Source organism: Methylobacterium aquaticum (assembly GCF_016804325.1).
GTDB classification, from domain to species: Bacteria; Pseudomonadota; Alphaproteobacteria; order Rhizobiales; family Beijerinckiaceae; genus Methylobacterium; species Methylobacterium aquaticum_C.
Genome location: NZ_CP043627.1, coordinates 4,527,295 through 4,552,220, shown reverse-complemented (window position 1 = coordinate 4,552,220; position 24,926 = coordinate 4,527,295). Strand labels below are relative to the sequence as shown.

Genomic DNA, 24,926 nt, shown 5'->3' with positions numbered 1-24,926 from the left:
CGCGGAGGAGGAAGCCCGTCACGGGCGTCATCTCCGCGACCTAACCCCCGGCGTTCGACCTTGGGGAACGCCTGCACCCTGGAACGGTTATCGGGTACGCCAGCCCGGGCAGAGTTGCGCGCCGTCTCGGCGTGCGCCGTCGCCGGGCTCCCCGAGTTTCGAGAAACGGCCACGCCCATGCTGAGCGAAAGCGGCTCCTCCGCCCCACCGGGCACGATCCCGGTCACCCTGACGGTCAACGGGCAGGAGCGGCAGCTCCAGGTCGCGCCCTGGACCACGCTCCTCGACCTCCTGCGCGAGGAACTCGACCTCACCGGCACCAAGAAGGGCTGCGACCACGGCCAGTGCGGCGCCTGCACCGTCATCGTCGACGGCAAGCGCATCAATTCCTGCCTCGCGCTCGCGGTGCAGAAGGATGGCTCCACGGTCACCACCATCGAGGGCCTGTCGTCGGGCAACCTCCATCCGGTCCAGGCGGCGTTCGTCGAGCACGACGCGTTCCAGTGCGGCTACTGCACCCCGGGCCAGATCATGTCCGCGGTGGCGCTGATCGAGGAGGGCCGGGCCCGCTCGCGGGAGGAAATCCGCGAGCACATGAGCGGCAACATCTGCCGCTGCGGCGCCTATTCCAACATCGTCGACGCCGTCGAGGACGTCCTGAAGAGCAAGACGTCGTCGTTCCGGGAGGCCGCGGAATGAACCGGTTCGAGTATACCCGCGCCGGCACCGTGCAGGAGGCCGTGCAGGCGCTGGCCGCCGATCCGGCGGCGCGCTTCATCGCCGGGGGCACCAACCTCGTCGACCTGATGAAGTACAATGTCGAGCGGCCCGGCCGGCTCGTCGACATCACCCGCCTGCCCCTCGACGAGATCGTCCAGCACGACGGCGGATTGCGCCTCGGCGCCCTGGTGCCGAACGCCACCGTCGCCTACGACCCGCTGGTCAACGAGCGCTATCCGCTGCTGGCGAGCGCGCTGCTCGCCGGCGCCTCGCCGCAACTGCGCAACGCCGCCACCACCGGCGGCAACCTGCTCCAGCGCACCCGCTGCTATTATTTCTACGACGAGGGCACGCCCTGCAACAAGCGCGAGCCCGGCAGCGGCTGCCCGGCGATGACCGGCGTCAACCGCATCCACGCCATCCTCGGCGCGTCGGATAAGTGTATCGCCACTCACCCGTCCGACATGTGCGTGGCGCTCGCGGCGCTCAACGCGACCGTGCAGGTCGAGGGACCGGACGGCCGCCGCGGCATCCCCTTCGCCGAGTTCCACCGCCTGCCCGGTGACGAGCCGCAGCGCGACACCACGCTTCGCCACGGCGAGATCGTGCTCTCGGTCGACCTGCCGGACGAGGACTTTTCCAGGCACTACACCTACCTGAAGCTGCGCGACCGTCTGTCCTATGCCTTCGCGCTGGTCTCGGTCGCCGCCGCGCTCGAGATGGACGGCGACACGATCAAGACCGCGCGCCTCGCGCTCGGCGGCGTCGCCCACAAGCCCTGGCGCAACGCCGAAGCCGAAGCCCGCCTGGCCGGCAAGCCCGCGACCCCGGCGACGTTCCGCGAGGCCGCGGACGTGATCCTGGCCGAGGCCCGGCCCTATTCCCACAACGCGTTCAAGATCGAGCTGGCGCGGCGCGCCATCGTGCGGGGCCTGTCCCAGGCCGCCGCCGGCACGCCGCAATCCCAGACCGACAAGCGCATCGCCTAGAGGACCGCCATGGCCACCCCCTCGCACTATGTCGGCACCGCCCGGAGCCGGCTCGACGGCCCCGCCAAGGTGACGGGCGCCGCCAAGTACGCCGCCGAGTTCACCGCGCCCGACCTCGCCCACGGCGTGGTCGTGTCGAGCGCCATCGCCAAGGGCCGCATCACGGCGATCGACACCGCCGCCGCCGAGGCGGTGCCCGGCGTGATCAAGGTGTTCACCCACGAGAACAAGCCGCGCACCGCCTGGCTCGACTACAATTACCGTGACCAGGTCGCGCCGCCCGGCTCGCCGTTCCGGGCGCTGAACGGCCCCGACATCGTCTATGGCGGCCAGCCGGTGGCCCTCGTCGTCGCTGAGAGCTTCGAGCTCGCCCGCCACGGCGCCAGCCTCGTCAAGGTGACCTATTCGGAAGAGGCCCCGAACACCGACCTCGAGAAGAACCGCGACGCGGCCTACGTGCCACCGAAGAAGCGCTCCGGCATCAAGCCGCCGCCGGATCCGCGCGGCGATGCGGCGCAAGCCTACGACGCGGCACCGATCCAGCTTCGCCAGGAATACAAGCAGGCGATCGAGCATCACAACCCGATGGAGCCGCACGCCTCGACGGTGGTCTACGAGGGCGAGGGCAAGCTCACCATCCACGACAAGATCCAGGGCGTGAACAACACGCAGGGCTACGTCTGCAGCGTGTTCAGCCTGAAGCCCGACGACGTGCGGGTCATCACGCCTTACGTCGGCGGCGGGTTCGGCTCGGGCTTGCGGCCGCAATACCAGCTCTATCTCGCGGTCTCGGCCGCCCTCGACCTCAAGCGCTCGGTCCGCGTGGTGCTGACCCGCGACCAGATGTTCACCTTCGGCTACCGGCCCGAGACCTACCAGACCGTCGCGCTCGGCGCCGATAACGATGGACGGCTCCAGGCGCTCACGCACGACGCGGTGGCCGGCACCTCGACCTTCGAGGATTACCAGGAGGCGGTCGTCAACTGGTCGGGCCTGCTCTACCATTGCCCGAACGTCACGCTCGACTACAAGCTCGCCAAGATCGACACCTACACGCCCTCCGACATGCGGGCGCCGGGCGCCGTCACCGGCATCTTCGCGCTCGAATCGGCGATGGACGAACTCGCCTACGCCACCGGCGTCGACCCCCTAGACTTGCGCCTGCGCAACTATGCCGAGCGCGACGAGGGCGAGGGCAAGGACTTCACCTCGAAGGCGCTGCGCGCCGCCTACGAGCAGGGCGCGCAGAAGTTCGGGTGGTCGAAGCGCAAGGCGGAGCCGCGCTCGATGCGCGACGGGCGCGAGCTCGTCGGCTGGGGCATGGCCACCGGGGTGTGGGAAGCCATGATGATGCAGTCGAGCGCGAGCGCCACGCTCACGCCCGACGGCAAGCTGGAGCTTGCCTGCTCCACCGCCGATCTCGGCACCGGCACCTACACGATCCTGGCCCAGATCGGCGCCGACGCCCTCGGCCTCGACCTCGACCACGTCACCACCCGGCTCGGCGACACGGCCCTGCCCGAGGCGCCGCTCGCCGGCGGTTCCTGGACCGCGGCCTCTTCCGGGGCGGCGGTGCAGGCGGCCTGCCGGACGGTGGCGGAGAAACTGTTCGGCTATGCCCGCGGCATGGCCGACTCGCCCCTCGCCAACGCGGATTTCGCCCATGTCACCTTCGCGGGCGGCGAGATCCGGCTCCAGGGCGACGCCTCGCGAAAGGTGTCCATCGCCGAGGCGATGCGGGCCGGCGGCGTCGAGCGGGTCGAGGCGACCGAGACGGTCAAGCCGAGCATGCTCACCAACATGCGCTTCTCGGCCTACACCCACTCGGCGGTCTTCGCCGAGGTGAAGATCGACGAGGAACTCGGCGTGGTGCGGGTGACCCGCATCGTCAGCGCCATCGCCGCCGGCAAGATCCTCAACCTCAAGACCGCCCGCAGCCAGATCCTCGGCGGGGTGGTGATGGGGATCGGCGCGGCGCTCGAAGAGGAGTCGATGCTCGACCACAACCTCGGCCGGATCATGAACCACAATCTCGGCGAGTATCACGTGCCGGTGAACGCCGACATCCACGACATCGAGGTGATCTTCGTCGACGAGCACGACGACAAGGTCAGCCCGCTCGGCGTCAAGGGTCTCGGCGAGATCGGCATCGTCGGAGCCGCGGCGGCGGTGGCGAACGCGGTGTTCCACGCCACCGGCAAGCGGGTGCGCGAGCTGCCGATCACCATCGACAAGATCATCGGCTGACCCATCTGACGCTTCAGGGGTGCATGGGGCGGGGCCTTCGCGGGTCCCGCCCCTTAGCGTTTTGGAATGGGGGAGTAGTGCCCATGGACGTCAACAGCGTCACGGCCGGCGAGGTCGAGATCACCTACGAGGCCTCGGGACCGGATATGGGCCAGCCGGTCCTGCTGCTGCACGGCTGGCCGGACGATCCGCGGACCTTCGACGCGGTGGTGCCGAAGCTGAACGCCGCCGGCTGGCGCACCATCGTTCCCTACTGGCGCGGCTGCGGCCCGACGAAGTTCCTGAACCCGGAAAGCCCGAGAACCGGCGAGACGGCGGCGCTCGCCACCGACATCCTGGCCTTCATGGACGCCCTCGGCTTCTCGCGCCTGCCGGTGGTCGGGCACGATTGGGGCGGGCGCGTCGCCTACCTGCTCGCTGCCGCCCGGCCGCAGCGGGTCGCCTCGATCGCCGCGCTCTCGGTGCCCTGGGCCCCCGGCCGCATCGGCGTGCCGCCGCTGCCGCAGGTGCGGGCGTTCTGGTACCAGTGGTTCATGAACACCGCGCCGGGCGCCGCCTTCGTGCGCGAGAATCCCCTCGCCTTCGCCCGCGAGCAATGGGTGGCCTGGAGCCCGCCCGGCCCCTGGTTCACCGACGAGATTTTTTCCAAGACCGCCCCGTCGCTCCAGAACCCGGACTGGGCCGCGGTGACCCTCAATTTCTACCGCTCGCGCTGGGGCGCCGACGCCGCCGATCCGCGCTTCGCCGACCTGACCCGTGACGCGGAAGCCGCCGCCGGCATCGCGGTGCCGGCCCTGGTCATCAACGGCGCGGCCGACACCTGCGTGCTGCCGGCCTCGTTCGCCGGTCAGGAGCAGCATTTCACCGGCCCGTACCGGCGGGTGGAGTTGGAGGGCATCGGCCACTTCCCGACCCGCGAGGCACCGGACGCGGTGGCGGAGGCGCTGCTGACGCATCTGGGGGAAGTCGGGGAGCATTGATCGCGGCGGCGTGGAACTTGCGAAGACCCCTGCGTCTCTCGACGCAGGGGAAGCCCCATGGATCCCGTCACGCTGCTCTCCTTCGCGGCCGCCTTCCTGGTCTTCGCCGCGAGCCCCGGGCCCGACAACATGACCATCGTCGCCCGCACCCTGTCGCACGGGCCGGCCGCGGGCTTTGCCTACGGGTTCGGCATGGTGGTGGGCATCCTGGCCGTCCTTGTCCTCGCCGCGACCGGGCTCGCGGTGGTCGCGCAGGAGATGGGGGCGCTGATGACGGTTTTGCGCTATGCCGGCGCCGCCTACTTGGTCTGGACCGGGATCCGGCTCTGGACCACCGAGCCGGTGCTGCCGGCGGAGCGCGCGGGCGGCAGGCGTCCCGGTCTGGTCGCGAGCGTCCTCACCGGCATCGCCCTCAATCTCGGCAACCCGAAGATGCCGCTCTTCTACCTCGCCCTGCTGCCGAACGTCGTCGGCGCCTCCCTCGCCCCGGCGCAGGTCGGGATCCTGGCAGCCGTCATCCTCGCCGTCGAGGCCGCAGTGATCGCCGGTCACATGCTCCTCGCCGGCCGCCTGAGGCAGGCCCTGCGCACCCGCGCGGCGGTCCGGCGGGCGAACCGCGTCGCCGGCGGCGTCATGGTCGGGGCCGGGGTCGCGGTGGTCGCAGCGCGCTGACACGCGGCGTCTTCCGCTCCAGGCCTGTCTCTGCGACGACGCAGGCCCGATCCGTCGCGAGCCCGCCCCGATGTCCCGTGCCGAACGCCTGCTCGACCTCGTCCAGGTCCTGCGCCGCCATCGCGGCCCGGTCAGCGGCCGGCATCTCGCGCAGACGATGGGCGTCAGCCTGCGCACCCTCTACCGCGACATCGCCAGCCTCCAGGCGCAGGGCGCGGCGATCGAGGGCGAGCCGGGCCTCGGCTACGTCCTGCGCCCCGGCTTCACCCTGCCGCCGCTGATGTTCCGCGAGGAGGAGATCGAGGCGCTGGTCCTCGGCATGCGCTGGGTGGCGACGCGGACCGACGGTCCCCTGGCGTCGGCGGCGGGCGATGCGCTGGCGAAGATCGCCGCGGTGCTGCCGCCCGCGTTGCGCGAACGGCTCGATGCCTCGACCCTAATGGTCGGCCCGGCTGAAACAGTCCCGGAGCGCATCGACCTCGCGGCCCTGCGCGGCGCCATCCGGGCGCAGCACAAGGTGGCGATCCGCTACCGCGACGCGGGCGGCGCGGGATCGGAGCGGATGATCTGGCCCTTCGCCCTCGGCTTCTTCGAGCGGGTGCGGGTCGTCGTCGCCTGGTGCGAGGCACGAGACGATTTCCGCCATTTCCGCACCGACCGGATCGAGGCCCTGACCCTCACCGGGGAGCGCTATGCCCGCCCCCGCCACGCCCTGCTGCGGGAGTGGCGGGTGCTCCAGGGCATCGCGCCCGCCGCGTGATCGCTGCTGCCGGAATCTGTCAGCGGGGCCTTCTACACGAGGGGCGTCGCACCAGACGGGACCGCAGACGATGCTCCAGCCGACCTACACCCTCCTCTACGTCGACAACCCCGAGGCGAGCGGCCGCTTCTATGCCGCCCTGCTCGGCCGCGCCCCGGTCGAGGCACAGCCGACCTTCGTGCTGTTCGTCTTCGAGAGCGGCGTGAGGCTCGGCCTGTGGTCGCGCCACACTGTCGAGCCGGCCGCGTCCGCTACCGGCGGCGGGACCGAGGTCGCCGTCACGGTGGCGGACGACGCCGCCCTGGAGGCGACCCACGCGGCCTGGGTGGAAAACGGCGTGCCGATCCTGCAACCGCCGACCGACATGGATTTCGGCCGCACCTTCGTCGCCCTCGATCCGGACGGCCACCGGCTGCGGGTGTTCCGGCCGCACTGACCGCCTGTCCTTTTTCGTCCGCTTCCGGTCCGGACGCGGCCTTTCGGGTCTCGGCGCGGCGCCTATCCTGGCGCCGTCCCACCCGATAAGGACCAGAGGCCATGCCCGATACCGCCCTCCTCGTGATCGACGTGCAGGAATCCTTCCGCCACCGCCCCTACTGGGACGAGGCGGACCTGTCCCGATTCCTCGATCGCCAGCAAGCCCTGGTCGACGGGGCCATGGCGCGAAACGTCCCCGTCGTGCAGGTCTTCCACGTCGAGGATCAGGGTCCGTTCTCCCTCGCCTCCGGTCATGTCCGCACCCTGGAACCCCTGCGGATCACCCCGGACGCGGTGTTCCACAAACGCCGCCACTCGGCGCTCGTCGGCAGCGGGCTCGACGTCTGGCTGACCCGGACCGGCATCCGCCGGGTGATCGTCAGCGGCATCCGCACCGAGCAATGCTGCGAGACCACCACCCGCCACGCCTCCGATCTCGGCTACGGCGTCGATTACGTGGCCGAGGCGACCCTGACCTTCGCCATGACCGATGCCGCCGGGCGGCGCTGGAGCGCCGAGGAGATCCGGGCCCGCACCGAACTGGTCCTGGCCGGGCGCTTCGCCCGCATCGCCACGGTCGAGGAGGCGCTCGCCGGCCCAACTCCCCGCCTCGCCGCGTGAGCGGGCCCGCCGACATCCCGGTCGTGGTGGTCTGCCCGCCGCGCACCCTGCTCCTCGACGTGGCCGGGCCCGTCGAGGTGTTGCGCAAGGCCAACCTGATCCAGGACAGGGTGCGGTTTGGCGTCCGCCATGTCGGGCCGTGCCCGGAGGTCACGAGCTCGATCGGGCTCGGCCTCTCGGGGCTCGCCCCCCTGCCGGTCCCGCTGCCGGAGGGGGCGATCGTGGTCCTCGCCGGCACGGCGGAGCTGGTCCTGGGGAATCCCTTAGCCCCGGGCGAGGCCGAGCGGGCGGCCGAGACCGCGATCGTCGCCTGGTTGCGGGCGGAGGTGAAGCCGGGGCACCGCCTGGTCTCGATCTGCTCCGGCGCCCTGCTGGCGGCCCGGGCCGGGCTCCTCGACGGGCATGCCTGCACCACCCATCACGCGGCCTGCGCGGAACTGGCGGCGCTGGCGCCTGCCGCCCGGGTGCTGGAGGACCGGCTGTTCGTCGAGGATCGCGAGCGCCTGACCAGCGCCGGCATCACCGCCGGGATCGACCTGATGCTCCATCTGGTGGCGCGCCTCGTCGATCCGGCCTGCGCGGCGGCGGTGGCGCGCTACCTCGTTGTGTATCTGCGCCGGGCCGGCCACGATCCGCAGCTCTCGCCCTGGCTGGAGGGGCGCAACCATCTCCACCCGGCGATCCACCGGGTGCAGGATGCGGTGAGCGCCGACCCGGCCCGGGCCTGGAGCCTGGAGGCCCTGGCCGACCTTGCCGCCACCAGCCCGCGCCACCTGTCGCGGCTGTTCAACCGCCATGCCGGCATGAGTCTTCCGAGCTATATCAACGGCTTGCGGGTAGCGCTGGCCCGCGACCTGCTCGCCCGGACCCGCCTCGACATGGAGGGTGTGGCCGAGCGGGCCGGCTTCGCGTCGCCGCGCCAGCTTCGCCGCGCCTGGAGCCGCTGGCACGATCGCCCGCCGAGCACGGTCAGGGATTTGCCATGAGATCGTGCGGCGCCGGACTTCGAACCAGAGCCTGTTTGACCTGCTCCACGGTCCTTGCGATCTGGACGTCATCCTGGGGCTCGTCGAAGACGAGAACCCGGGATCCATAACCGCTAGCGGTTCGTGATGAAGCGGAACGCGGGCCACTCCATCCTGCATCGTCAGCGGTTATGGATCCCGGGCTCCGCTACGCGGCCCCGGGATGACATCGAGGGCGTCAAGTCGGTCGGCCTACTCAAACAGGCTCTCGAACCGATGGTGCAAGGGAAGGAAGACAGCGATTTCCGTCGCCCCGATCGGGCGGCCTGGAAGGCGCCGGGCCGGACGGAGGCTCTCCGGTCAGGGGCCGCCGCGTCGAACGCCGGCGCGGCGGCACTACGGGAATTTTCCGGGCTAGTGCATCACGCGAGTGGACGTCGTCCGCAGACGACTGATCTCATCCTTCAGGTGAAGCTTTCGCCGCTTGAGTTCGACAACTCGCAAATCATCGGTGGAGAGGTGGTTGCATGCGTCCTGGATCTCGCGCTCCAACGCTTCGTGCTTACGCTCAAGCTCGGAGAGATGCGTGTTCAGCGACATCAGCCATTGCCTCCTGTCATGTAGGTGACACACGCAGCCTGCCACAGCCCGCGGCCGATGTCTAAGGCATTCCGTATTGCACTTGCGTCATGTGCAGCGCAGCACAGGGCCCGGGAAGCCGGCCCAGGAAGCCGGCCAAGGAGGGGCTGCACAACCCCGCCGGCGGCCGTGCGATGCCCTTGCCGGAGGCCGGGGCCTGGTTCATGCTTCGCCGCATATCTGAAGGATCTGGGGCGGCGATGGCGTTCGAGTTGAGTGCGGAATCGACGGAGGAATTCGAGACCGAGCTGGCGCGGCTCCGGGAGGAGCATCGCGACCTCGACGACGCGATCGAAGCCCTGTCCGGGGTCATGGCCGGCGACCGCCTGCAGCTCCAGCGGCTCAAGAAGCGCAAGCTGTCGCTGCGCGACCGCATCTCGTTCCTGGAGGACCAGCTCACCCCGGACATCATCGCCTGAGGAGGGGGTCCGGCGGCGGCTTGCACGAATCCGAATGCGCCGCTACTGCGGCAGGACCGGCTGCGGCCCGCTCGCGGCTTAGCAGCGCTTTCTAGAGGATGCGCTTGACGATGGCGGCATCGCCCCCCGTCGCGGTGATCATGGGCAGCCAGTCCGACTGGGCCACCATGCGCCACGCGGCCGAGACGCTCGACGCGCTCGGCATTCCCTACGAATCCCGCATCGTCTCGGCCCACCGGACCCCGGATCGCCTGGTCGCCTTCGCCAAGGGCGCGAAGGCCGCGGGCGTCCGGGTGGTGATCGCGGGCGCCGGAGGCGCCGCCCACCTCCCCGGCATGGCCGCCGCGATGACGCCGCTGCCGGTCTTCGGCGTGCCGGTCGAATCGAAGGCGTTGTCCGGTCAGGACAGCCTGTTGTCGATCGTGCAGATGCCGGCCGGCATCCCGGTCGGCACCCTGGCGATCGGCCGGGCCGGCGCCGTCAACGCCGCCCTTCTCGCCGCCGCCGTCCTCGCCCTGACCGACGACGCCCTCGCCGGCCGGCTCGATGCCTGGCGTGCCCGCCAGAGCGCCGCGGTGGCCGAGCATCCGGATACGAGCGCCTCGTGAGCAGCCCCTTACCCATCGCACCCGGCGCGACCATCGGGATCATCGGCGGCGGCCAGCTCGGCCGCATGATCGCGGTCGCGGCGGCGCAGTACGGGCTGAAATGCCATGTTTACTGCCCCGATCCCGACAGCCCGGCCTTCGAGGTGGCGGGACGGCGCACGATCGCCGCTTACGACGACGCGGCGGCGCTCCGGGCCTTCGCCGAATCCGTCGACGTGGTGACCTACGAGTTCGAGAACATTCCGAGCGCCGCCGCCGAGATCCTGGCCGCGCGCCGGCCGCTGCATCCGAGTGCCTCGGCGCTCGCCACCACCCAGGACCGGCTGACGGAGAAGAGCTTCGTCGCCGGCCTCGGCATCCCGGTGGCGCCTTTCCGGGCGGTGGACGACGCTGCGGGCCTCGCGGAGGCGATCCGGGAGATCGGCCTGCCGGCGGTGCTGAAGACCCGGCGCTTCGGCTATGACGGCAAGGGGCAGGTGATGCTGCGCGAGGCGGTCGCCGATCCCGCCGCCGTGATGGCGTCCTTGCGCGACCAGCCCTGCATCCTCGAGGGGTTCGTCCCGTTCGAGGCCGAGGTGTCGGTGGTCGCCGCCCGCAATGCGGAGGGGGGCTTCTCGGCCTATGCGCCGTGCGCCAACGAGCACCGCCACCACATCCTCGCCCGCACCGTGGTGCCGGCCCCCGGCATGGCGCCGGAGACCGCCGCGGAGGCGGTGGCGATCGCGCGACGAATCGCGGATGCGCTCGACTATGTCGGCGTGCTGGCGGTCGAGATGTTTCTGGTCCGCGGCACCGACGGCCGGGCGAGCGTGGTCGTCAACGAGATCGCGCCGCGGGTCCACAATTCCGGCCACTGGACCATCGAGGGGGCCGAGACCTCGCAATTCGCCCAGCACGTCCGGGCGATCTGCGGCTGGCCCCTCGGCAGCGCCGCGCTCGCCGGCACGACGGTCGAGATGCTGAACCTGATCGGCGCCGAGGCCGACGACTGGACCCGGATCCTCGCCGAGCCCGGCCGCCACCTCCACCTCTACGGCAAGGGCGAGGCCCGCCCCGGCCGCAAGATGGGTCACGTGACCCGCGTGACGACCGGCGTCGCCACCGGGACCTGAGGCCCCGGCGGGTGCGGCTTTCCGGCCACACTCGGCTCCTGGCGGCGCCCTCCCCTGCCGTTGCGGCGCCGAGAGGCCACACCTTCGCCACATCGGCCCTCACAAGCGTCAGGGGCGCATCGCCTTTAAGCCGGCGTTCACCCCGATCCGGAATGGTCGTCCGGCGTCGGGACCGCGGCTGAGAGCGGGGGCGCGTGCGAATGGCGAAGGTGCGCGGCGCGACGAGGATGCGCCGCCCCGGGGGAGCGGGCGATGAACAACGTGATCGGCTTTTGCCGCGTGACACCGGCGGCCCGGATGCTGGGGGCGACCGTGCTGACCGCGCTGGCGCTCGCCGGCTGCGACACCGTCAGCCGGGCGACCGCGACGCGGCAATTCGCGGTGGTCGAGGCCGACAAGTCCGGCGCGACCGAGGTCAACATCGCCTCGCTGACGGACGTGATCCAGCGCAACCCGAGCGACGCGGCGGCCTACAACACCCGCGGCGCGGCTTACGCCCGCGCGGGCAACTTCGATTCGGCCATCGCCGACTTCACCAAGGCGGTCCAGCTCGACCCGAACTCGGCCTCGGCCTACGGCAACCGGGCGCTGGCCTACCGCCAGTCGGGCCGCAACGACGCGGCGCTCCAGGACTTCACCAAGGCGATCAACGCCGACCCGAACTACACCGCCGCCTATATCGGACGGGCGAACCTCCAGCGGGCGCAGGGCAACTTCGAGGCCGCCTACAGCGACCTCAGCCAGGCGATCCGCCTGACGCCGGAATCGGCCGAGGCCTACCACGCCCGCGGCCTGGTGCGGCAGGCACAGGGCCAGCACCGCTCGGCCATCGGCGACTTCGACGCCGCCATCGACCGCAACCCCTTCGTCGCGGCACCCTACGCCGCCCGCGGCCAGAGCCTGATCGCCACCAACCAGTACGACAAGGCGATCGAGGACTACAACGCGGCACTGAACGTCAACAACAAGGATGCGGATTCCTGGGCCTACCGGGGTCTCGCCTACGAGAAGTCCAACCGCCGCCAGGAGGCGACTGAGAGCTATCAGCGCGCCATCGCCATCGACCAGGGCAACCAGGTCGCCAAGCAGGGCCTCGGGCGGATGCAGGGCGGAATGGCGTCGTTGTTCCGGTAGAACAATCGGATCGTAGCGATCATCGAAGCCCCCGGCCCGTGCCGGGGGCTTTTTCTTTGGAAAAAACGAAGCGCCTGACACCGCGTCCGGACGACGCCGTCCGATGACGGCATCCTCAGCGCACGGCGCTCGAGCGACGCCGCATCCCGCGTCGCGAAGCGGTCGGTTGTGGATCGCATCCCCGGGCCGCCCGGGGAACGCCGTAGCAAGCCGCCCTTCTTCCGTTGCGGGCCGGCAGACTCGCCCGTCGAGGGACAGGAACGTTCTTACGACGGGTTGGCCGATCGCCTCCTCGACGCGGCCATCGAGCCGAGGCCCGGCGAAGGGCGACGCCGACCGGATCGCCGGTCCCTCACCGCCAGGGCCGCTTCCAAAGTAGCAAGGTCAGGGCGAGGAGATCCAACGCCGGATTCGGGCAGGATCTTTCCGGAACGGCCCCGCGACCGGCGCGAGGACGAGAAGCCGGCGCCCGTCGCGCTCCGGGAACGGCCCACCCACGCGGGGGAAAGATGCGCGCTCCTCGCCGATTTCGGCATTTCGTTGCGGCCCTCCGACGCGATACGCAAGAAAAGCACAAGCCCCGACCGAATGGCCTCTTGCTGGACCGATTGAAATCTGGCAGGTTCCCCGAGTTAGGACAGTACCGCTGTCCCATTTTCCCGGCCGGGCTCCGTGCCCCCGGGTCGCAAGGGCGCTGGCTTGTGGCTTGCACGACGGCCAAACGAGATACCAAACGCGCCGCCATTCGGGCGGTGCGGGCGCACGCGGCCTGAAACCAGGCCTGCCGGGCGCTCGCGAGGTGCGGGCGCTCCCTTCGCGAGACGCGACCGACCCTCCCGCGGCTGAAGAACGATAAGGCGGCGGCCGTGCCCTCGGCCCGCCTGCCGGCGGAGGCCCTGCGGCCGTCCGCGCCACTTCGCCCACCTTTGACGGTGGGATAGCCTGCCGCCGAGGCAGGTTCGCCTGCCCGGGAGGCAGGCCGCCCTTTCGCGGCCGGTGCGACCCGGCCCTCTTCGACCCTCATCGAGCGCGCCCGCGCGCCTCGGCACGACGACCGGACCTTGGGAGACCAGACCATGAGCGGCACGGACCAGTCCCAGCACCCCTCCCGCGGGCAGGCGGTCCCCGCCCTCGTCGTGCGCGATCCGGCCCTGCCGGCGCGCCAGGGCCTCTACAACCCGGGCAACGAGAAGGATGCCTGCGGCGTCGGCTTCATCGCCGACATGCACAACCGCCAGACCCACGCCATCGTCCAGCAGGGCCTCCAGATCCTGGAGAACCTCGACCATCGCGGCGCCGTCGGCGCCGACCCGAAGATGGGCGACGGCTGCGGCATCCTGGTGCAGGTCCCGCACGGCTTTTTCGCGGCGGAGGCCGAGCGCCTCGGCATCGCCCTGCCGGAGGCCGGCCATTACGGCGTCGGCCAGCTCTACATGCCGCGCGACGAGGAGGGCTTCCAGCTCGTCGAGAAGCTCGTCGAGAAGGCGATCGCCGACGAGGGCCTGAGCCTGCTCGGCTGGCGCGACGTGCCGGTCGACCCGAGCGACCTCGGCGAGAGCGTGAAGGCGAGCGAGCCGCGCCACCGCCAGGTGTTCATCGGCCGCCCGGCGTCGAGCGCCGACCAGGACGCCTTCGAGCGCCGGCTGTTCCTCGTCCGCAAGGTGATCTCGAACGCCGTCTACACCCTCAAGGACGAGCGGCTGAAGGAGTTCTACCCGGTCTCCCTGTCCTCGCGCACCATCGTCTACAAGGGCATGGTGCTGGTGAACCAGCTCGGCCACTACTACCTCGACCTGAAGGACGAGCGCTTCGTCTCGGCGCTGGCGCTGGTGCACCAGCGCTTCGCCACCAATACCTTCCCGACCTGGCGCCTGTCGCACCCCTACCGGATGGTCGCCCATAACGGCGAGATCAACACGCTGCGCGGCAACGTGAACTGGATGGCGGCGCGCCAGGCCAGCGTCGATTCGGAGCTGTTCGGCAACGACATCTCGAAGCTCTGGCCGATCTCCTACGAGGGCCAGTCCGACACCGCCTGCTTCGACAACGCGCTCGAATTCCTCGTCCAGGGCGGCTACCCGCTCGCCCACGCGATGATGATGCTGGTGCCCGAGGCCTGGGCCGGCAACCCGCTGATGAGCGAGGAGCAGCGCGCCTTCTACGAGTACCACGCCGCCCTGATGGAGCCGTGGGACGGCCCGGCCGCGCTCTGCTTCACCGACGGCCGCCAGATCGGCGCCACCCTCGACCGCAACGGCCTGCGCCCCGCCCGCTACCTCGTCACCGACGACGGGCTCGTCGTGCTCGCCTCCGAGATGGGCGTGCTGCCGATCCCGGACGAGAAGATCGTTTCGTCCTGGCGCCTGCAGCCGGGCCGGATGCTGCTCATCGACCTCGAGAAGGGCCGCATCGTCTCCAACGAGGAGATCAAGAACGAGCTCGCCGCCGCCCACCCCTACAAGGAGTGGCTGAAGCGCACCCAGATCGTTCTGGAAGACCTGCGGCCTGTGCAGCCGCGCGAGTCGCGCACCGACGTGTCGCTGCTCGATCGCCAGCAGGCCTTCGGCTACACCCAGGAAGACCTGAAGCTCCTGATGCAGCCGATGGCCGTGACCGGCCAGGAGGCGGTCGGCTCGATGGGCTCGGACACGCCGCTCTCGGCGCTCTCCGACAAGCCGAAACTCCTCTACACCTACTTCAAGCAGAACTTCGCGCAGGTGACGAACCCGCCGATCGACCCGATCCGCGAGGAGGCCGTGATGAGCCTCGTCTCGTTCATCGGGCCGCGGCCGAACATCCTCGACCTGGAGGGCACCTCGCGCAAGAAGCGCCTCGAGGTGCGCCAGCCGATCCTGACCAATGCGGACCTGGAGAAGATCCGCTGCATCGGCCATTTCGAGGACCGGTTCGACACCAAGACGCTCGACATCACCTACCCGGCCGAGACCGGCGCGCAGGCGATGGAGGGGCGCTGGACCGTCTCTGCGACCGCGCCGAGGCGGCGGTGCGCGGCGGCTACAACATCATCGTGCTGTCCGACCGCGCCGTTGGCCCGGACCGGATCCCGATTCCGGCGCTGCTCGCCACCGCGGCTGTCCACAACTACCTGATCCGCAAGGGGCTTCGCACCTCGGTCGGGCTCGTGCTCGAATCGGGTGAGCCGCGCGAGGTGCATCACTTCGCGTGCCTCGCCGGCTACGGCGCCGAGGCGATCAACCCCTATCTCGCCTTCGAGACGCTGATCGCGATGAAGGACGAGCTGCCGCCGGAGCTGACCGACGACGAGATCGTCTATCGCTACATCAAGTCGATCGACAAGGGCCTGCTCAAGGTGATGTCCAAGATGGGCATCTCCACGTACCAGTCCTATTGCGGCGCGCAGATCTTCGACGCGATCGGTCTCAACTCGGCCTTCGTCGAGCGCGACTTCTTCGGCACGGCGACCACCATCGAGGGCGTCGGCATGGCCGAGGTCGCCGAGGAGACGGTGCGCCGCCACCGCGACGCCTTCGGCGACGCGCCGGTCTACCGCACCGCCCTCGATGTCGGCGGCGAATACGCCTACCGCCTGCGCGGCGAGGCCCATACCTGGACGCCCGACACCGTCGCGACGCTCCAGCACGCGGTCCGGCTCAACCTGCCCGACCGCTACCGGGCCTTCGCCAAGATGGTGAACGAGCAGGAGAACCACCTCAAGACGATCCGCGGCCTGTTCCGGATCAAGAGCGCGGCGGAACTCGGCCGGACCTCGGTCGAGATCGACGCGGTCGAGCCGGCGGTCGAGATCGTCAAGCGCTTCGCCACCGGCGCGATGTCCTACGGCTCGATCTCCAAGGAGGCGCACGAGACGCTGGCGATCGCCGTCAACTCCTTCGGCGGCCGCTCGAACTCGGGCGAGGGCGGCGAGGAGCGCGAGCGCTTCAAGCCGCTGCCGGACGGCCGCTCGCGGCGCTCGGCGATCAAGCAGGTCGCCTCGGGCCGGTTCGGCGTCACGACGGACTATCTCGTCAACGCCGACATGATGCAGATCAAGGTGGCGCAGGGAGCCAAGCCCGGCGAGGGCGGCCAGCTGCCCGGCCACAAGGTCGATGCCAAGATCGCCAAGGTCCGCCACTCGACCCCGGGCGTCGGCCTGATCTCGCCGCCGCCGCACCACGACATCTACTCGATCGAGGATCTGGCCCAGCTGATCTTCGACCTCAAGAACGTCAACCCGGCGGCCGACGTGTCGGTCAAGCTGGTGGCGGAGGTCGGCGTCGGCACGGTGGCGGCCGGTGTCGCCAAGGCGCGCGCCGACCACATCACCATCTCGGGCTTCGACGGCGGCACCGGCGCGGCGCCGCTGACCTCGATCAAGCATGCCGGCGGTCCCTGGGAGATCGGGCTCGCCGAGACCCAGCAGACCCTGGTGCTCAACCACCTGCGCGGCCGGGTCGCGCTCCAGGCCGATGGCGGCATCCGCACCGGCCGGGACGTCCTGATCGCGGCCTTGCTCGGCGCCGACCAGTTCGGCTTCTCGACCGCGCCGTTGATCGCGGCCGGCTGCATCATGATGCGCAAGTGCCACCTCAACACCTGCCCGGTCGGCGTCGCGACCCAGGATCCCGTGCTGCGCAAGCGCTTCAAGGGGACCCCTGAGCACGTCATCAACTACTTCTTCTTCGTGGCGGAAGAGGTGCGCGAGCTGATGGCGTCGCTCGGCGTCACCAAGCTCGACGACCTGATCGGCCGGTCCGAGTATCTCGACAAGCTGGCGGCGATCTCGCACTGGAAGGCCAAGGGCCTCGACTTCACCCGGCTGTTCCACAAGCCGGACGTGCCGGAGAGCGTCGCGCTCCGCCACGTCGAGACCCAGAAGCACCCGATCGACCAGGTCCTCGACCGTCGCCTCATCGCGGCCGTCGGCGACGCGATCGAGACCGGTGTCGCTGTGACCGTCGAGGACACGATCCGCAACTCCGACCGGGCCGCTGGCGCGATGCTCTCGGGCATGGTCGCCAAGGCGCACGGCCACGAGGGCCTGCCGGACGACACCCTGACGGTGAAGCTCACCGGCACCGCCGGCCAGAGCTTCGGCGCCTGGCTCGCCGCGGGCGTGACGCTCAGCCTGACCGGCCATGCCAACGACTATGTCGGCAAGGGCCTGTCGGGCGGCAAGCTGATCATCCGGCCCTCGGATGCGCTCGGCTCGCCGTCGGACCGCACCATCATGGTCGGCAACACGGTGCTGTACGGGGCGATCGCCGGCGAGGCCTATATCCGGGGTGCCGCCGGCGAGCGCTTCGCGGTCCGCAACTCGGGCGCCATCGCGGTGGTCGAGGGCATGGGCGACCATGGCTGCGAGTACATGACCGGCGGCGTCGTCGTGTCCATCGGCGAGACCGGGCGCAACTTCGCGGCCGGCATGTCGGGCGGCATCGCCTACGTGCTCGACGAGGACGGGTCGTTCGCCAAGCGCTGCAACCTGTCGATGGTCGATCTCGAGCCGGTCGAGGAGGAGGACGAGTTCATGCGCCGCTTCCACCAGGACGGCGACCTGGAGACCAAGGGGCGCATCGACATCCTGGCCGACATGTCGGGCCACGACGAGGCGCGCCTGGTCGGGCTGATCAACAACCACCTGAAGTATACCGGCTCGGTGCGCGCCAAGGCGATCATCGACAACTGGGAGACCTACCGCACCAAGTTCGTGAAGGTGATGCCGGTCGAGTACCGGCGGGCGCTTCGCGAGATGGAGCGGGCCCGGATGCCGGTGGCGGCGGAGTAACGCCGACCTAAACCCTCCCCCCTCTGCGGGGGAGGGTGCCCCGCGGAGCGGGGCGGGAGAGGGGCAGCGCGACGCTGTTCCAGGTGGCTGGCTTCATGAAGGTCGCGACCTTTCCGGAAGCGGCGTCCCCTCTCCCGGCTCGCTCCGCTCGCCACCCTCCCCCGCAGAGGGGGAGGGTTGGGGGCGAGCCTCGTCGACGATCGCGGAAGCAAGGAGATCCGGCGGTGAAGGTCTACGGCGACATGATGTCGGGCAACTGCCTGAAGGTGCGGTACGTCGCCGATCACCTCGGGCTCGCCTATGACTGGATCCCGGTCGACATCATGCGGGGCGAGAGCCGCATGCCCGACTACCTCGCCCGCTTCCCCGCCGGCCAGGTCCCGGGCGTCGCGTTCGACGACGGGCGGACGCTCGCGCAGTCGAACGCGATCATCCGGCATCTCGCCCGCGGCTCCGCCCTGCTGCCGGACGATCCCTGGACGCAAGCCAAGATCGACGAGTGGCTGTTCTGGGAGCAGTACAGCCACGAGCCGACCATCGCGGTCTGCCGTTTCCACATGCGCTACAAGGGCGAGCCGGCCGAAACCCGCGACCCGAAGAAGGTGGCCGGGGGCGAGGCCGCCCTCGCCCTCATGGAGCGACACTTGACCGCCGCCGACTGGTTCGTCGGGCGTGCGGTCAGCATCGCGGATGTCGCACTCTTCGCCTATACGCAATTCGCCGACGAGGGCGGATTCGATCTCTCGGGCCGGCCCGCGATCCGGGCCTGGCTCACCCGCTGCGGGACGCGCTCCCCACATCCGCCACCGTCGCCGGGGTCGCTTAGACCCACCGCCGGCCCGATCACTTCATGAACTGAGCACTCCACCGATGGGCAAGGTCACAGGCTTCCTCGAATTCGACCGGCAGGAGCAGAAGTATCAGCTCGCGGCCGACCGCGTGCGCCACTTCCTCGAATTCACCCTGCCGCTCGACGAGCACGACCTGAAGAAGCAGGCGGCGCGCTGCATGGATTGCGGCATCCCGTTCTGTCACGGCCCGACCGGCTGCCCGGTCCACAACCAGATCCCGGACTGGAACGACCTCGTCTTCAACGCGGACTGGGAGGAGGCGGCGCGCAACCTGCACTCCACCAACAATTTTCCGGAGTTCACCGGCCGCATCTGCCCGGCCCCCTGCGAGGAGGCCTGCACCCTCAACCTCGAGAACCAGCCGGTCGCGATCAAGACCATCGAGCAGGCGATCGCCGACAAGGCCTGGAGCATGGGCTGGGTCGTGCCTGAGCCCGCCGCGGTGAAGACCGGCAAGCGGGTCGCGGTGATCGGCTCGGGGCCTGCGGGCCTCGCGGCCGCCCAGCAGCTCGCCCGGGTCGGCCACGACGTCCACGTCTTCGAGCGCGAGCCGAAGGCCGGCGGCCTGCTGCGCTACGGCATCCCCGACTTCAAGATGGAGAAGCGCCACATCGACCGCCGGGTGCGGCAGATGGAGGCCGAGGGCGTGCAGTTCCATTACGGCGTCAATGTCGGGGTCACCCGCTCCTTCGCCAGCCTGCACAACGAGTTCGACGCCGTGCTGTTCGCCGGCGGCGCCGAGGCCCCGCGCGATCCCGGCCTGCCGGGCCAGGAGCTCGAGGGCGTGCATTTCGCCATGCCCTACCTGGTGCAGTCGAACCGCCGCGTCGGTCACGAGGCGCCGACCGCCGAGGAGCCGATCGTCGCCGCCGGCAAGAACGTCGTCGTCATCGGCGGCGGCGACACCGCATCGGATTGCGTCGGCACCGCCTTCCGCCAGGGCGCCCTCTCGGTCACCCAGCTCGACATCCGCCCGCGCCCGCCGGAGCGCGAGGACAAGCTGACCGTGTGGCCCTACTGGGCGACCAAGATGCGCACCTCGTCGAGCCAGGCGGAGGGCGCCGAGCGCGAGTTCCAGGCCGCGACGCTCCGCATCGAGGGCAAGAAGGGCAAGGTGAAGGGCGTCGTCTGCGCCCGGGTCGACGAGGCCCGCAAGCCCATCCCCGGCTCCGAGTTCCTGCTGCCCGCCGACCTCGTCTTCATGGCGATCGGCTTTGCCGGCCCTGTCGCCCAGGGCCTGCTGGAAGAGTCCGGCGTCGCCCGCGACAAGCGCGGCAACGTCCAGGCCGACGACAGCCAGTACCGCACCTCGACCGACAAGGTGTGGGTCGCCGGCGACATGCGCCGCGGCCAGTCCCTGGTGGTCTGGGCGATCCGCGAGGGCCGGCAGGCCGCCCGCTCGATCGACGAGGCGCTGATGGGGTCGACGACCCTGCCGCTCTGACGGCGGGGTCCGCGGCGGAGACAGAGGTCCCCGCCGATACAAGCTCGAACGACGATATGCGGGATCCGCTCCATCCGGGGCGGGTCCCGCTGTCGTTCGGGCGCCATGCCGGGCCGAGCGACCTCCCATCCATCGAACGTCGAGGGACAAGCCGCGCCTCGGCCAGCAGTTTTTGTATCTATTCTAATTCACGTAATGACGGCAGAGTTATCCACGCATTCCGCCAACCGATGAACATTGCGGCAGATGCGTCGATGCCACACCTAAGATGATTGCGACCGGCCCTGGAATCGTTCCAGATCTTGCCGGAATGAATCGATTGATTGCCGATGATCGGATGATTACGCCGCAGGAAGCCATTCCTGCCGCCCGAGGTCTCCGTGCGCTCATCCCCCTGCCCCGCGATCCGGCGCCGGTCGTCGCTGCTCTTCGCACTGCTCGCGGGTGCGGCGCCGGTTCTCGCGGCCGGGCGTGCCGGAGCGCAGGAAGCGGGTGAGGCCATCGCCCTCGATACGATCACGGTGGCCGGCGCTCCGGTCTTCCGGGAGACCGCGACCGGGCCGGTCCAGGGCTACCGCGCGACCCGCAGCGCCACCGCGACCAAGACCGACACCGCGCTCCGCGACCTGCCGCAGACCGTCAACGTCGTGCCGCGCGAGGTGATCGTCGACCGCGCCGAGACGCGGCTCGCCGATGCCCTGTTCAACGTCAGCAACGTGCAGCCGGGCGGCAGCATCCAGGGCCGCAGCGACACCTTCATCATCCGCGGCTTCCGGACCCAGACCTACGCCATCGACGGCGTGTTCATGAACCAGGCCAACACCTTCTATCCGGTCCAGCGCGACCTCGCCGATGTCGAGCGGATCGAGGTGCTGAAGGGCCCGGCCTCGGTGCTCTACGGCCGCGGCGATCCGGGCGGGGTCATCAACATCGTCACCCGCCAGCCGAGCCTGGTGCCGACCGCCGATGCCAGCATCCAGGGCGGCAGCTTCGGCTTCCGGCGGGTGCAGGGCTCGGCCTCCGGTCCGGTGCCGGGCGTCGACGGGCTCGCCGCCCGGCTCAGCTTCGGGACCCAGGTCGATCCGACCTTCCGCGATCTCGCCGGCCGCGACAATTCCCGCTTCTTCATCGCGCCGGCCTTCTCCTGGAATCCGAGCCCGGACACCCGGGTTTCGTTCATCGGCGAGTTCACGCGTCAGGACAGCGTCTACGACGAGGGCCTGGTCGCCCGGAACGGCCGCGTGCCGCTCGACAACTTCGCGCGCTATTACGGCGAGCCGTTCTCGCGCTACAACGCCAACGCCAATTTCGGCACGCTGAAGATCGAGCACGACTTCAACGAGCACCTGATGCTGCGTCAGGTGCTCAACGCCCAGAGCGGCAGCTTCGACACGCTCGCAGCGCGGGCCAACAGCGTCTCGGCGAACGGGCTCACGGTCACCCGCCGCACCACGGCGACCACCTCGACCTACGCCACCGTCGACAGCCAGACCGAACTGGTGGCGAAGTTCGACTGGCTGGGCTTGCGCCACACCGCGCTCGTCGGCGTGGAATACGTCAACGGCTATCGGCGCGCGATCACAACCCAGGGGCCCCTCGCCTCGGTGAGCTTCCTCAATCCCGTCCCCGGGCTGGCGCTGCCGGGCGCCCTGTCGCTGCAAAGCGACCTGAAGCAGAAGACCGAGCTGACCGGCCTTTATGCCCAGGACCAGATCGACCTCGGCTACGGCCTGCAACTGCTGCTCGGTGTGCGCTACGACACCGGAAGCCAGTTCTACTTCAGCCGCACACCGACCTCGCGCACGGTCCCGCCGGAGCAGGAACTCTCCGGCGTGTCGCCGCGGGTCGGCCTGATCTACCGCGTCGCCGAACCGCTGGCGCTGTATGCGAGCTACAGCACCTCGTTCAAGCCGCAGACCGCCAACGTCTTCGGCGCCGTCAATCCGCCGCCGGAGACCGGCGAGCAGGTCGAGGTCGGCACCCGGTTCGATCTCTCGCCCGACCTGAGCCTGACCGCTTCGGTGTTCGACATCACCCGCAACAACGTCGCGGCCAACGATCCGGTCAATACCGGCTTCTCGATCATCACCGGGCAGCAGCGCTCGAAGGGGGTCGAGGCCGACCTCTCCGGCACGATCCTGCCGGGCTGGAAGATCATCGGCGGCGTCGGCTACACCGATGCCCGGGTGACGCGCGACACGAGCGTCCCGGTCGGCAACCGGCTCGACGGCGCACCCCGGGTCAGCGGCAGCGTCTGGACCACCTATCAGGTCCAGGAAGGCCCCTGGCGCGGGCTCGGGATCGGCGCCGGCGTGACCCATGTCGGCTCGCGCTTCGGCGACATCACCAACACCTACAAGGTCGGCGCCTATACCCGCGTCGACGCGACCGTGTTCTACGACCTCAACGAGCACGCCCGGTTCGCGCTGAACCTGAAGAACCTCACCGATGCGCGCTACATCGAAGCGCCGTTCAACCAGTTCAACAACATCCCGGGGCACCGTTCTCGGTGCTGGCGACGCTGACGGCGCGGATGTAGCCGCCCCCGGGGCCGGGGATCGAATCGCAACGATCGATCCCCGGCCGGGCGGCTCACTCCGGCAGGCGCGGCAGCGGCGTGCCGTCCTTCGGCAGGGGATAGCGGGCGACGTTCAATTCCATCGCCAGGAAGGTGTAGTAGCCGCTCACCGCCGTGAGATCGACGACGCCCGGCTTGCCGAAGAGCTTCTCGGCCCGGGCGAAGGTCGCGTCCGAGACCCGCTTGTTCTGCAACAGCTCGGCGGTGAAGTCGTAGGCCGTCTCCTGGTCCTCCGGCAGGCCGGTCGGGCGGCGGCCGTCGCGGATCGCCGCGATGGCCTCCGGGGCGATGCCGACCTTCTTGGCGATCGGTGCGTGGACGTACCACTCGTAATCCTGCGTCCAGTGGCGGGCATTGACCAGGATGACGAGCTCCGAGAGCGTGGTGCCGATCTTCGGCTTGTAGCGCAGGTAGTCGCCCATCGAGCGGGCGAGGCTCATCACCTCGGGCGAGTGCATCAGCGGCTCGAACGGCCCGAAGACCGGGGTCTTGCGGGCGGCCTCGAAGGCCTCGGCGGCCTGCTTCTGCTCCGGGCTGTACTGGGCCGGCGGGATCGTCGGCAGCCGGTCCTCGGCGCGGGCGGCGCCGGGCAGGAGGAGGGGGAGGACGACGGCGAGGCAGGCGGGCAGCAGGCGCGACATGGTACGGGTCTCCGGGACGGGCGATCGCTCGCCTGTCAGTCCTTTACCCGAAAGGCGATGCCCGTGACGGCCCCGCTCCCGCAATCCCGCCTCATTCCCGCGGTTAACAGGACCTTGTCCGAGCACGAGGGGAATGCGGGGCTCACACCCGGCACGACCCCGGAAACAAGGGAATGCGGGACGATGACTGCCAAGCCGTCGAAGACGGGACCGCGGTCCGTGACGGGCGCGGCCTTGCTGGCCGCGCTCGCCGCCACGCTGCTCGCGGGAGCGGCGACGACCGGGCCTGCGCGGGCGCAGGGCTACGGCTTCACCCTCGAGGACGAGACCGACGCGATCCTGCCGCCGCGGGCGGTGATCTTCCGCCTCGGCCGGGCCGGCTTCACCGGCATGACCCATCCGCGCTTCGACGGCGAGACCTACCGGATCCAGGCCGACAGCCCGTGGGGCAACCGGGTGCAGCTGGTCGTGGATGCCCGCACCGGCCGCATCCTCGATCGCGAGCGCCTGGAAGCACCGCTGATTCCCCCCGGCACGGTCCCCGGCGGCCGGCGGCCGGGCTACGGCTGGACCGAGGCCGAGGCTCGCCCGCCCTGGCCGCGCGACGAGGCGTTCCGCGAGCCGCCGCCCCGTGACAATTCTTGGCGCGACCGAGGCACCTACGCCCCCGTGCCGCTCTCCCGAGCCGAGCCGCTGCCGCCGGTCGAGCGCCGGCCGGAGGAGCGGCGCGTCGCCGCCCGTCCGCTGCCGCCGCAGGATCTCCAGGCCGTGCCGCCAGCCGAGGCGCCCTCCCCGCGCGCCGCCGGGCCGAACCCGATGGGCCTCAACCCCGACAGCCCGGCCGCCCGCACCGGCGCCGCGCCGCGCCGCGAGACCGTCGCCCCCGAGGGCGCGAAGCACGAGGCGCCGCGCAAGACCGCCGCCCGCGCGAAGCCGCCCGAGAAGATCGAGGCCCCCTCTGCCCTCGTCCCGCCCCTGGCGCCGCAGCCGGCCCTGAAACCGGCCACCCCGCCCGCCAAGGCGGCGGAGGCGGTCCCGAAGCCGGCGGAGGCGAAGGATGGCGGCTGGAAGACCCCGCCCGACGGCAACCGCCCGGTGCGGGTGATCGGCGGCATCACCCAGGTCCCGGGCAAGGACGAGCCGGCCAAGGATTAGCGTCGCGCCCGCCCGCGGCGATGCCGGCTGGCGGCCCCCGCCCGCAGGGGCCCGGAAATCTCACGACGAACCGGTATCCACTTCGTCGGAAAATGCTCTTGCGGCCGCGCAGGGTCCGCCGGCCGGGATCGGTCCAGGCTGGCGGCG

Annotated in this window: 19 protein-coding genes and 1 pseudogene; 18 read left to right on the top strand and 2 right to left on the bottom strand. The window is 70.3% G+C overall.

The genetic code is table 11. The features are described from left to right. Nucleotides 1-177 precede the first annotated feature (177 nt). The 9 genes from F1D61_RS20750 (at nt 178) to F1D61_RS20710 (ending at nt 8,452) form a co-directional block, all read left to right on the top strand. Complete coding sequence (locus tag F1D61_RS20750; protein WP_203153744.1) at nt 178-699, top strand: (2Fe-2S)-binding protein; 522 nt, start codon at nt 178-180, stop codon at nt 697-699. Continuing rightward, nucleotides 696-1,709, top strand: a complete 1,014-nt coding sequence (locus tag F1D61_RS20745; RefSeq protein WP_203153742.1) for an FAD binding domain-containing protein — start codon at nt 696-698, stop codon at nt 1,707-1,709. The genes F1D61_RS20750 and F1D61_RS20745 overlap by 4 nt, the downstream gene beginning before the upstream one ends. 9 nt (nt 1,710-1,718) lie before the next feature. After that, nucleotides 1,719-3,956: a xanthine dehydrogenase family protein molybdopterin-binding subunit gene (locus tag F1D61_RS20740; RefSeq protein WP_203153740.1), complete on the top strand. Its 2,238-nt coding sequence runs from the start codon at nt 1,719-1,721 to the stop codon at nt 3,954-3,956. A gap of 83 nt (nt 3,957-4,039) precedes the next feature. Beyond that, nucleotides 4,040-4,936, top strand: coding sequence for an alpha/beta fold hydrolase (locus F1D61_RS20735; RefSeq protein ID WP_203153737.1), 897 nt, complete (start codon nt 4,040-4,042; stop codon nt 4,934-4,936). A 57-nt stretch (nt 4,937-4,993) separates the two neighbouring features. After that, a complete protein-coding gene (locus tag F1D61_RS20730; RefSeq protein WP_203153735.1) occupies nt 4,994-5,608 on the top strand; it encodes a LysE family translocator in 615 nt (204 codons plus the stop codon). Nucleotides 5,609-5,678: 70 nt separating this feature from the next. Continuing rightward, a complete protein-coding gene (locus tag F1D61_RS20725) occupies nt 5,679-6,368 on the top strand; it encodes a helix-turn-helix transcriptional regulator (protein WP_203153733.1) in 690 nt (229 codons plus the stop codon). 70 nt (nt 6,369-6,438) lie between these two features. After that, a complete protein-coding gene (locus tag F1D61_RS20720) occupies nt 6,439-6,804 on the top strand; it encodes a VOC family protein (RefSeq protein WP_203153731.1) in 366 nt (121 codons plus the stop codon). A 101-nt stretch (nt 6,805-6,905) separates the two neighbouring features. Beyond that, nucleotides 6,906-7,466 (top strand): isochorismatase family protein, encoded by a 561-nt coding sequence (locus tag F1D61_RS20715; RefSeq protein WP_203153729.1) that lies wholly within the window; start codon nt 6,906-6,908, stop codon nt 7,464-7,466. After that, nucleotides 7,463-8,452 carry a GlxA family transcriptional regulator gene (locus F1D61_RS20710; RefSeq protein ID WP_203153727.1) on the top strand — a complete coding sequence of 330 codons (990 nt, stop codon included), beginning with the start codon at nt 7,463-7,465 and terminating at the stop codon, nt 8,450-8,452. The genes F1D61_RS20715 and F1D61_RS20710 overlap by 4 nt, the downstream gene beginning before the upstream one ends. Nucleotides 8,453-8,845: 393 nt before the next feature. Here the strand turns inward: F1D61_RS20710 and F1D61_RS20705 are convergent, their stop codons facing one another. Continuing rightward, the gene (locus F1D61_RS20705; protein WP_203153725.1) at nt 8,846-9,031 is read right to left on the bottom strand and encodes a YdcH family protein; all 186 of its coding nucleotides are present in this window, start codon (nt 9,029-9,031) and stop codon (nt 8,846-8,848) included. A gap of 239 nt (nt 9,032-9,270) precedes the next feature. Here F1D61_RS20705 and F1D61_RS20700 point away from each other — a divergent pair, with 239 nt between their 5' ends. The 8 genes and pseudogenes from F1D61_RS20700 (at nt 9,271) to F1D61_RS20665 (ending at nt 22,930) form a co-directional block, all read left to right on the top strand. Next, nucleotides 9,271-9,489, top strand: coding sequence for a YdcH family protein (locus tag F1D61_RS20700; protein ID WP_203153723.1), 219 nt, complete (start codon nt 9,271-9,273; stop codon nt 9,487-9,489). Between the two features lie 110 nt (nt 9,490-9,599). Further along, nucleotides 9,600-10,097, top strand: a complete 498-nt coding sequence (purE, locus tag F1D61_RS20695; RefSeq protein ID WP_203153721.1) for a 5-(carboxyamino)imidazole ribonucleotide mutase — start codon at nt 9,600-9,602, stop codon at nt 10,095-10,097. Next, nucleotides 10,094-11,209 carry a 5-(carboxyamino)imidazole ribonucleotide synthase gene (locus F1D61_RS20690; RefSeq protein WP_203153719.1) on the top strand — a complete coding sequence of 372 codons (1,116 nt, stop codon included), beginning with the start codon at nt 10,094-10,096 and terminating at the stop codon, nt 11,207-11,209. Before purE ends, F1D61_RS20690 begins: the two co-directional genes overlap by 4 nt. A gap of 252 nt (nt 11,210-11,461) precedes the next feature. Then, a complete protein-coding gene (locus F1D61_RS20685; RefSeq protein ID WP_203153717.1) occupies nt 11,462-12,343 on the top strand; it encodes a tetratricopeptide repeat protein in 882 nt (293 codons plus the stop codon). A 1,076-nt stretch (nt 12,344-13,419) separates the two neighbouring features. After that, nucleotides 13,420-18,110: pseudogene (gltB, locus tag F1D61_RS20680) on the top strand (glutamate synthase large subunit). Between the two features lie 224 nt (nt 18,111-18,334). After that, complete coding sequence (locus F1D61_RS20675; RefSeq protein WP_203153715.1) at nt 18,335-18,964, top strand: glutathione S-transferase family protein; 630 nt, start codon at nt 18,335-18,337, stop codon at nt 18,962-18,964. A gap of 16 nt (nt 18,965-18,980) precedes the next feature. Then, nucleotides 18,981-20,405 carry a glutamate synthase subunit beta gene (locus tag F1D61_RS20670; protein WP_203153713.1) on the top strand — a complete coding sequence of 475 codons (1,425 nt, stop codon included), beginning with the start codon at nt 18,981-18,983 and terminating at the stop codon, nt 20,403-20,405. A gap of 380 nt (nt 20,406-20,785) precedes the next feature. Continuing rightward, nucleotides 20,786-22,930: a TonB-dependent siderophore receptor gene (locus tag F1D61_RS20665; RefSeq protein ID WP_348649373.1), complete on the top strand. Its 2,145-nt coding sequence runs from the start codon at nt 20,786-20,788 to the stop codon at nt 22,928-22,930. Between the two features lie 67 nt (nt 22,931-22,997). Here the strand turns inward: F1D61_RS20665 and F1D61_RS20660 are convergent, their stop codons facing one another. After that, complete coding sequence (locus F1D61_RS20660) at nt 22,998-23,624, bottom strand: carboxymuconolactone decarboxylase family protein (RefSeq protein WP_203153711.1); 627 nt, start codon at nt 23,622-23,624, stop codon at nt 22,998-23,000. Between the two features lie 183 nt (nt 23,625-23,807). Here F1D61_RS20660 and F1D61_RS20655 point away from each other — a divergent pair, with 183 nt between their 5' ends. Continuing rightward, the gene (locus F1D61_RS20655; protein ID WP_203153702.1) at nt 23,808-24,779 is read left to right on the top strand and encodes a hypothetical protein; all 972 of its coding nucleotides are present in this window, start codon (nt 23,808-23,810) and stop codon (nt 24,777-24,779) included. Nucleotides 24,780-24,926: the final 147 nt, after the last annotated feature.

What these genes read in the sequence shown, in the direction of transcription:
- F1D61_RS20735 (WP_203153737.1), top strand. Translation starts at nt 4,040, where the DNA reads ATGGACGTCAACAGCGTCACGGCCGGCGAGGTCGAGATCACCTACGAG.
- F1D61_RS20655 (WP_203153702.1), top strand. Translation starts at nt 23,808, where the DNA reads ATGACTGCCAAGCCGTCGAAGACGGGACCGCGGTCCGTGACGGGCGCG.
- F1D61_RS20730 (WP_203153735.1), top strand. Translation starts at nt 4,994, where the DNA reads ATGGATCCCGTCACGCTGCTCTCCTTCGCGGCCGCCTTCCTGGTCTTC.
- F1D61_RS20715 (WP_203153729.1), top strand. Translation starts at nt 6,906, where the DNA reads ATGCCCGATACCGCCCTCCTCGTGATCGACGTGCAGGAATCCTTCCGC.
- F1D61_RS20750 (WP_203153744.1), top strand. Translation starts at nt 178, where the DNA reads ATGCTGAGCGAAAGCGGCTCCTCCGCCCCACCGGGCACGATCCCGGTC.
- F1D61_RS20660 (WP_203153711.1), bottom strand. Translation starts at nt 23,624, where the DNA reads ATGTCGCGCCTGCTGCCCGCCTGCCTCGCCGTCGTCCTCCCCCTCCTC.
- F1D61_RS20670 (WP_203153713.1), top strand. Translation starts at nt 18,981, where the DNA reads ATGGGCAAGGTCACAGGCTTCCTCGAATTCGACCGGCAGGAGCAGAAG.
- F1D61_RS20740 (WP_203153740.1), top strand. Translation starts at nt 1,719, where the DNA reads ATGGCCACCCCCTCGCACTATGTCGGCACCGCCCGGAGCCGGCTCGAC.
- F1D61_RS20705 (WP_203153725.1), bottom strand. Translation starts at nt 9,031, where the DNA reads ATGTCGCTGAACACGCATCTCTCCGAGCTTGAGCGTAAGCACGAAGCG.
- F1D61_RS20745 (WP_203153742.1), top strand. Translation starts at nt 696, where the DNA reads ATGAACCGGTTCGAGTATACCCGCGCCGGCACCGTGCAGGAGGCCGTG.
- F1D61_RS20685 (WP_203153717.1), top strand. Translation starts at nt 11,462, where the DNA reads ATGAACAACGTGATCGGCTTTTGCCGCGTGACACCGGCGGCCCGGATG.
- F1D61_RS20700 (WP_203153723.1), top strand. Translation starts at nt 9,271, where the DNA reads ATGGCGTTCGAGTTGAGTGCGGAATCGACGGAGGAATTCGAGACCGAG.
- F1D61_RS20720 (WP_203153731.1), top strand. Translation starts at nt 6,439, where the DNA reads ATGCTCCAGCCGACCTACACCCTCCTCTACGTCGACAACCCCGAGGCG.
- F1D61_RS20725 (WP_203153733.1), top strand. Translation starts at nt 5,679, where the DNA reads ATGTCCCGTGCCGAACGCCTGCTCGACCTCGTCCAGGTCCTGCGCCGC.
- purE (WP_203153721.1), top strand. Translation starts at nt 9,600, where the DNA reads ATGGCGGCATCGCCCCCCGTCGCGGTGATCATGGGCAGCCAGTCCGAC.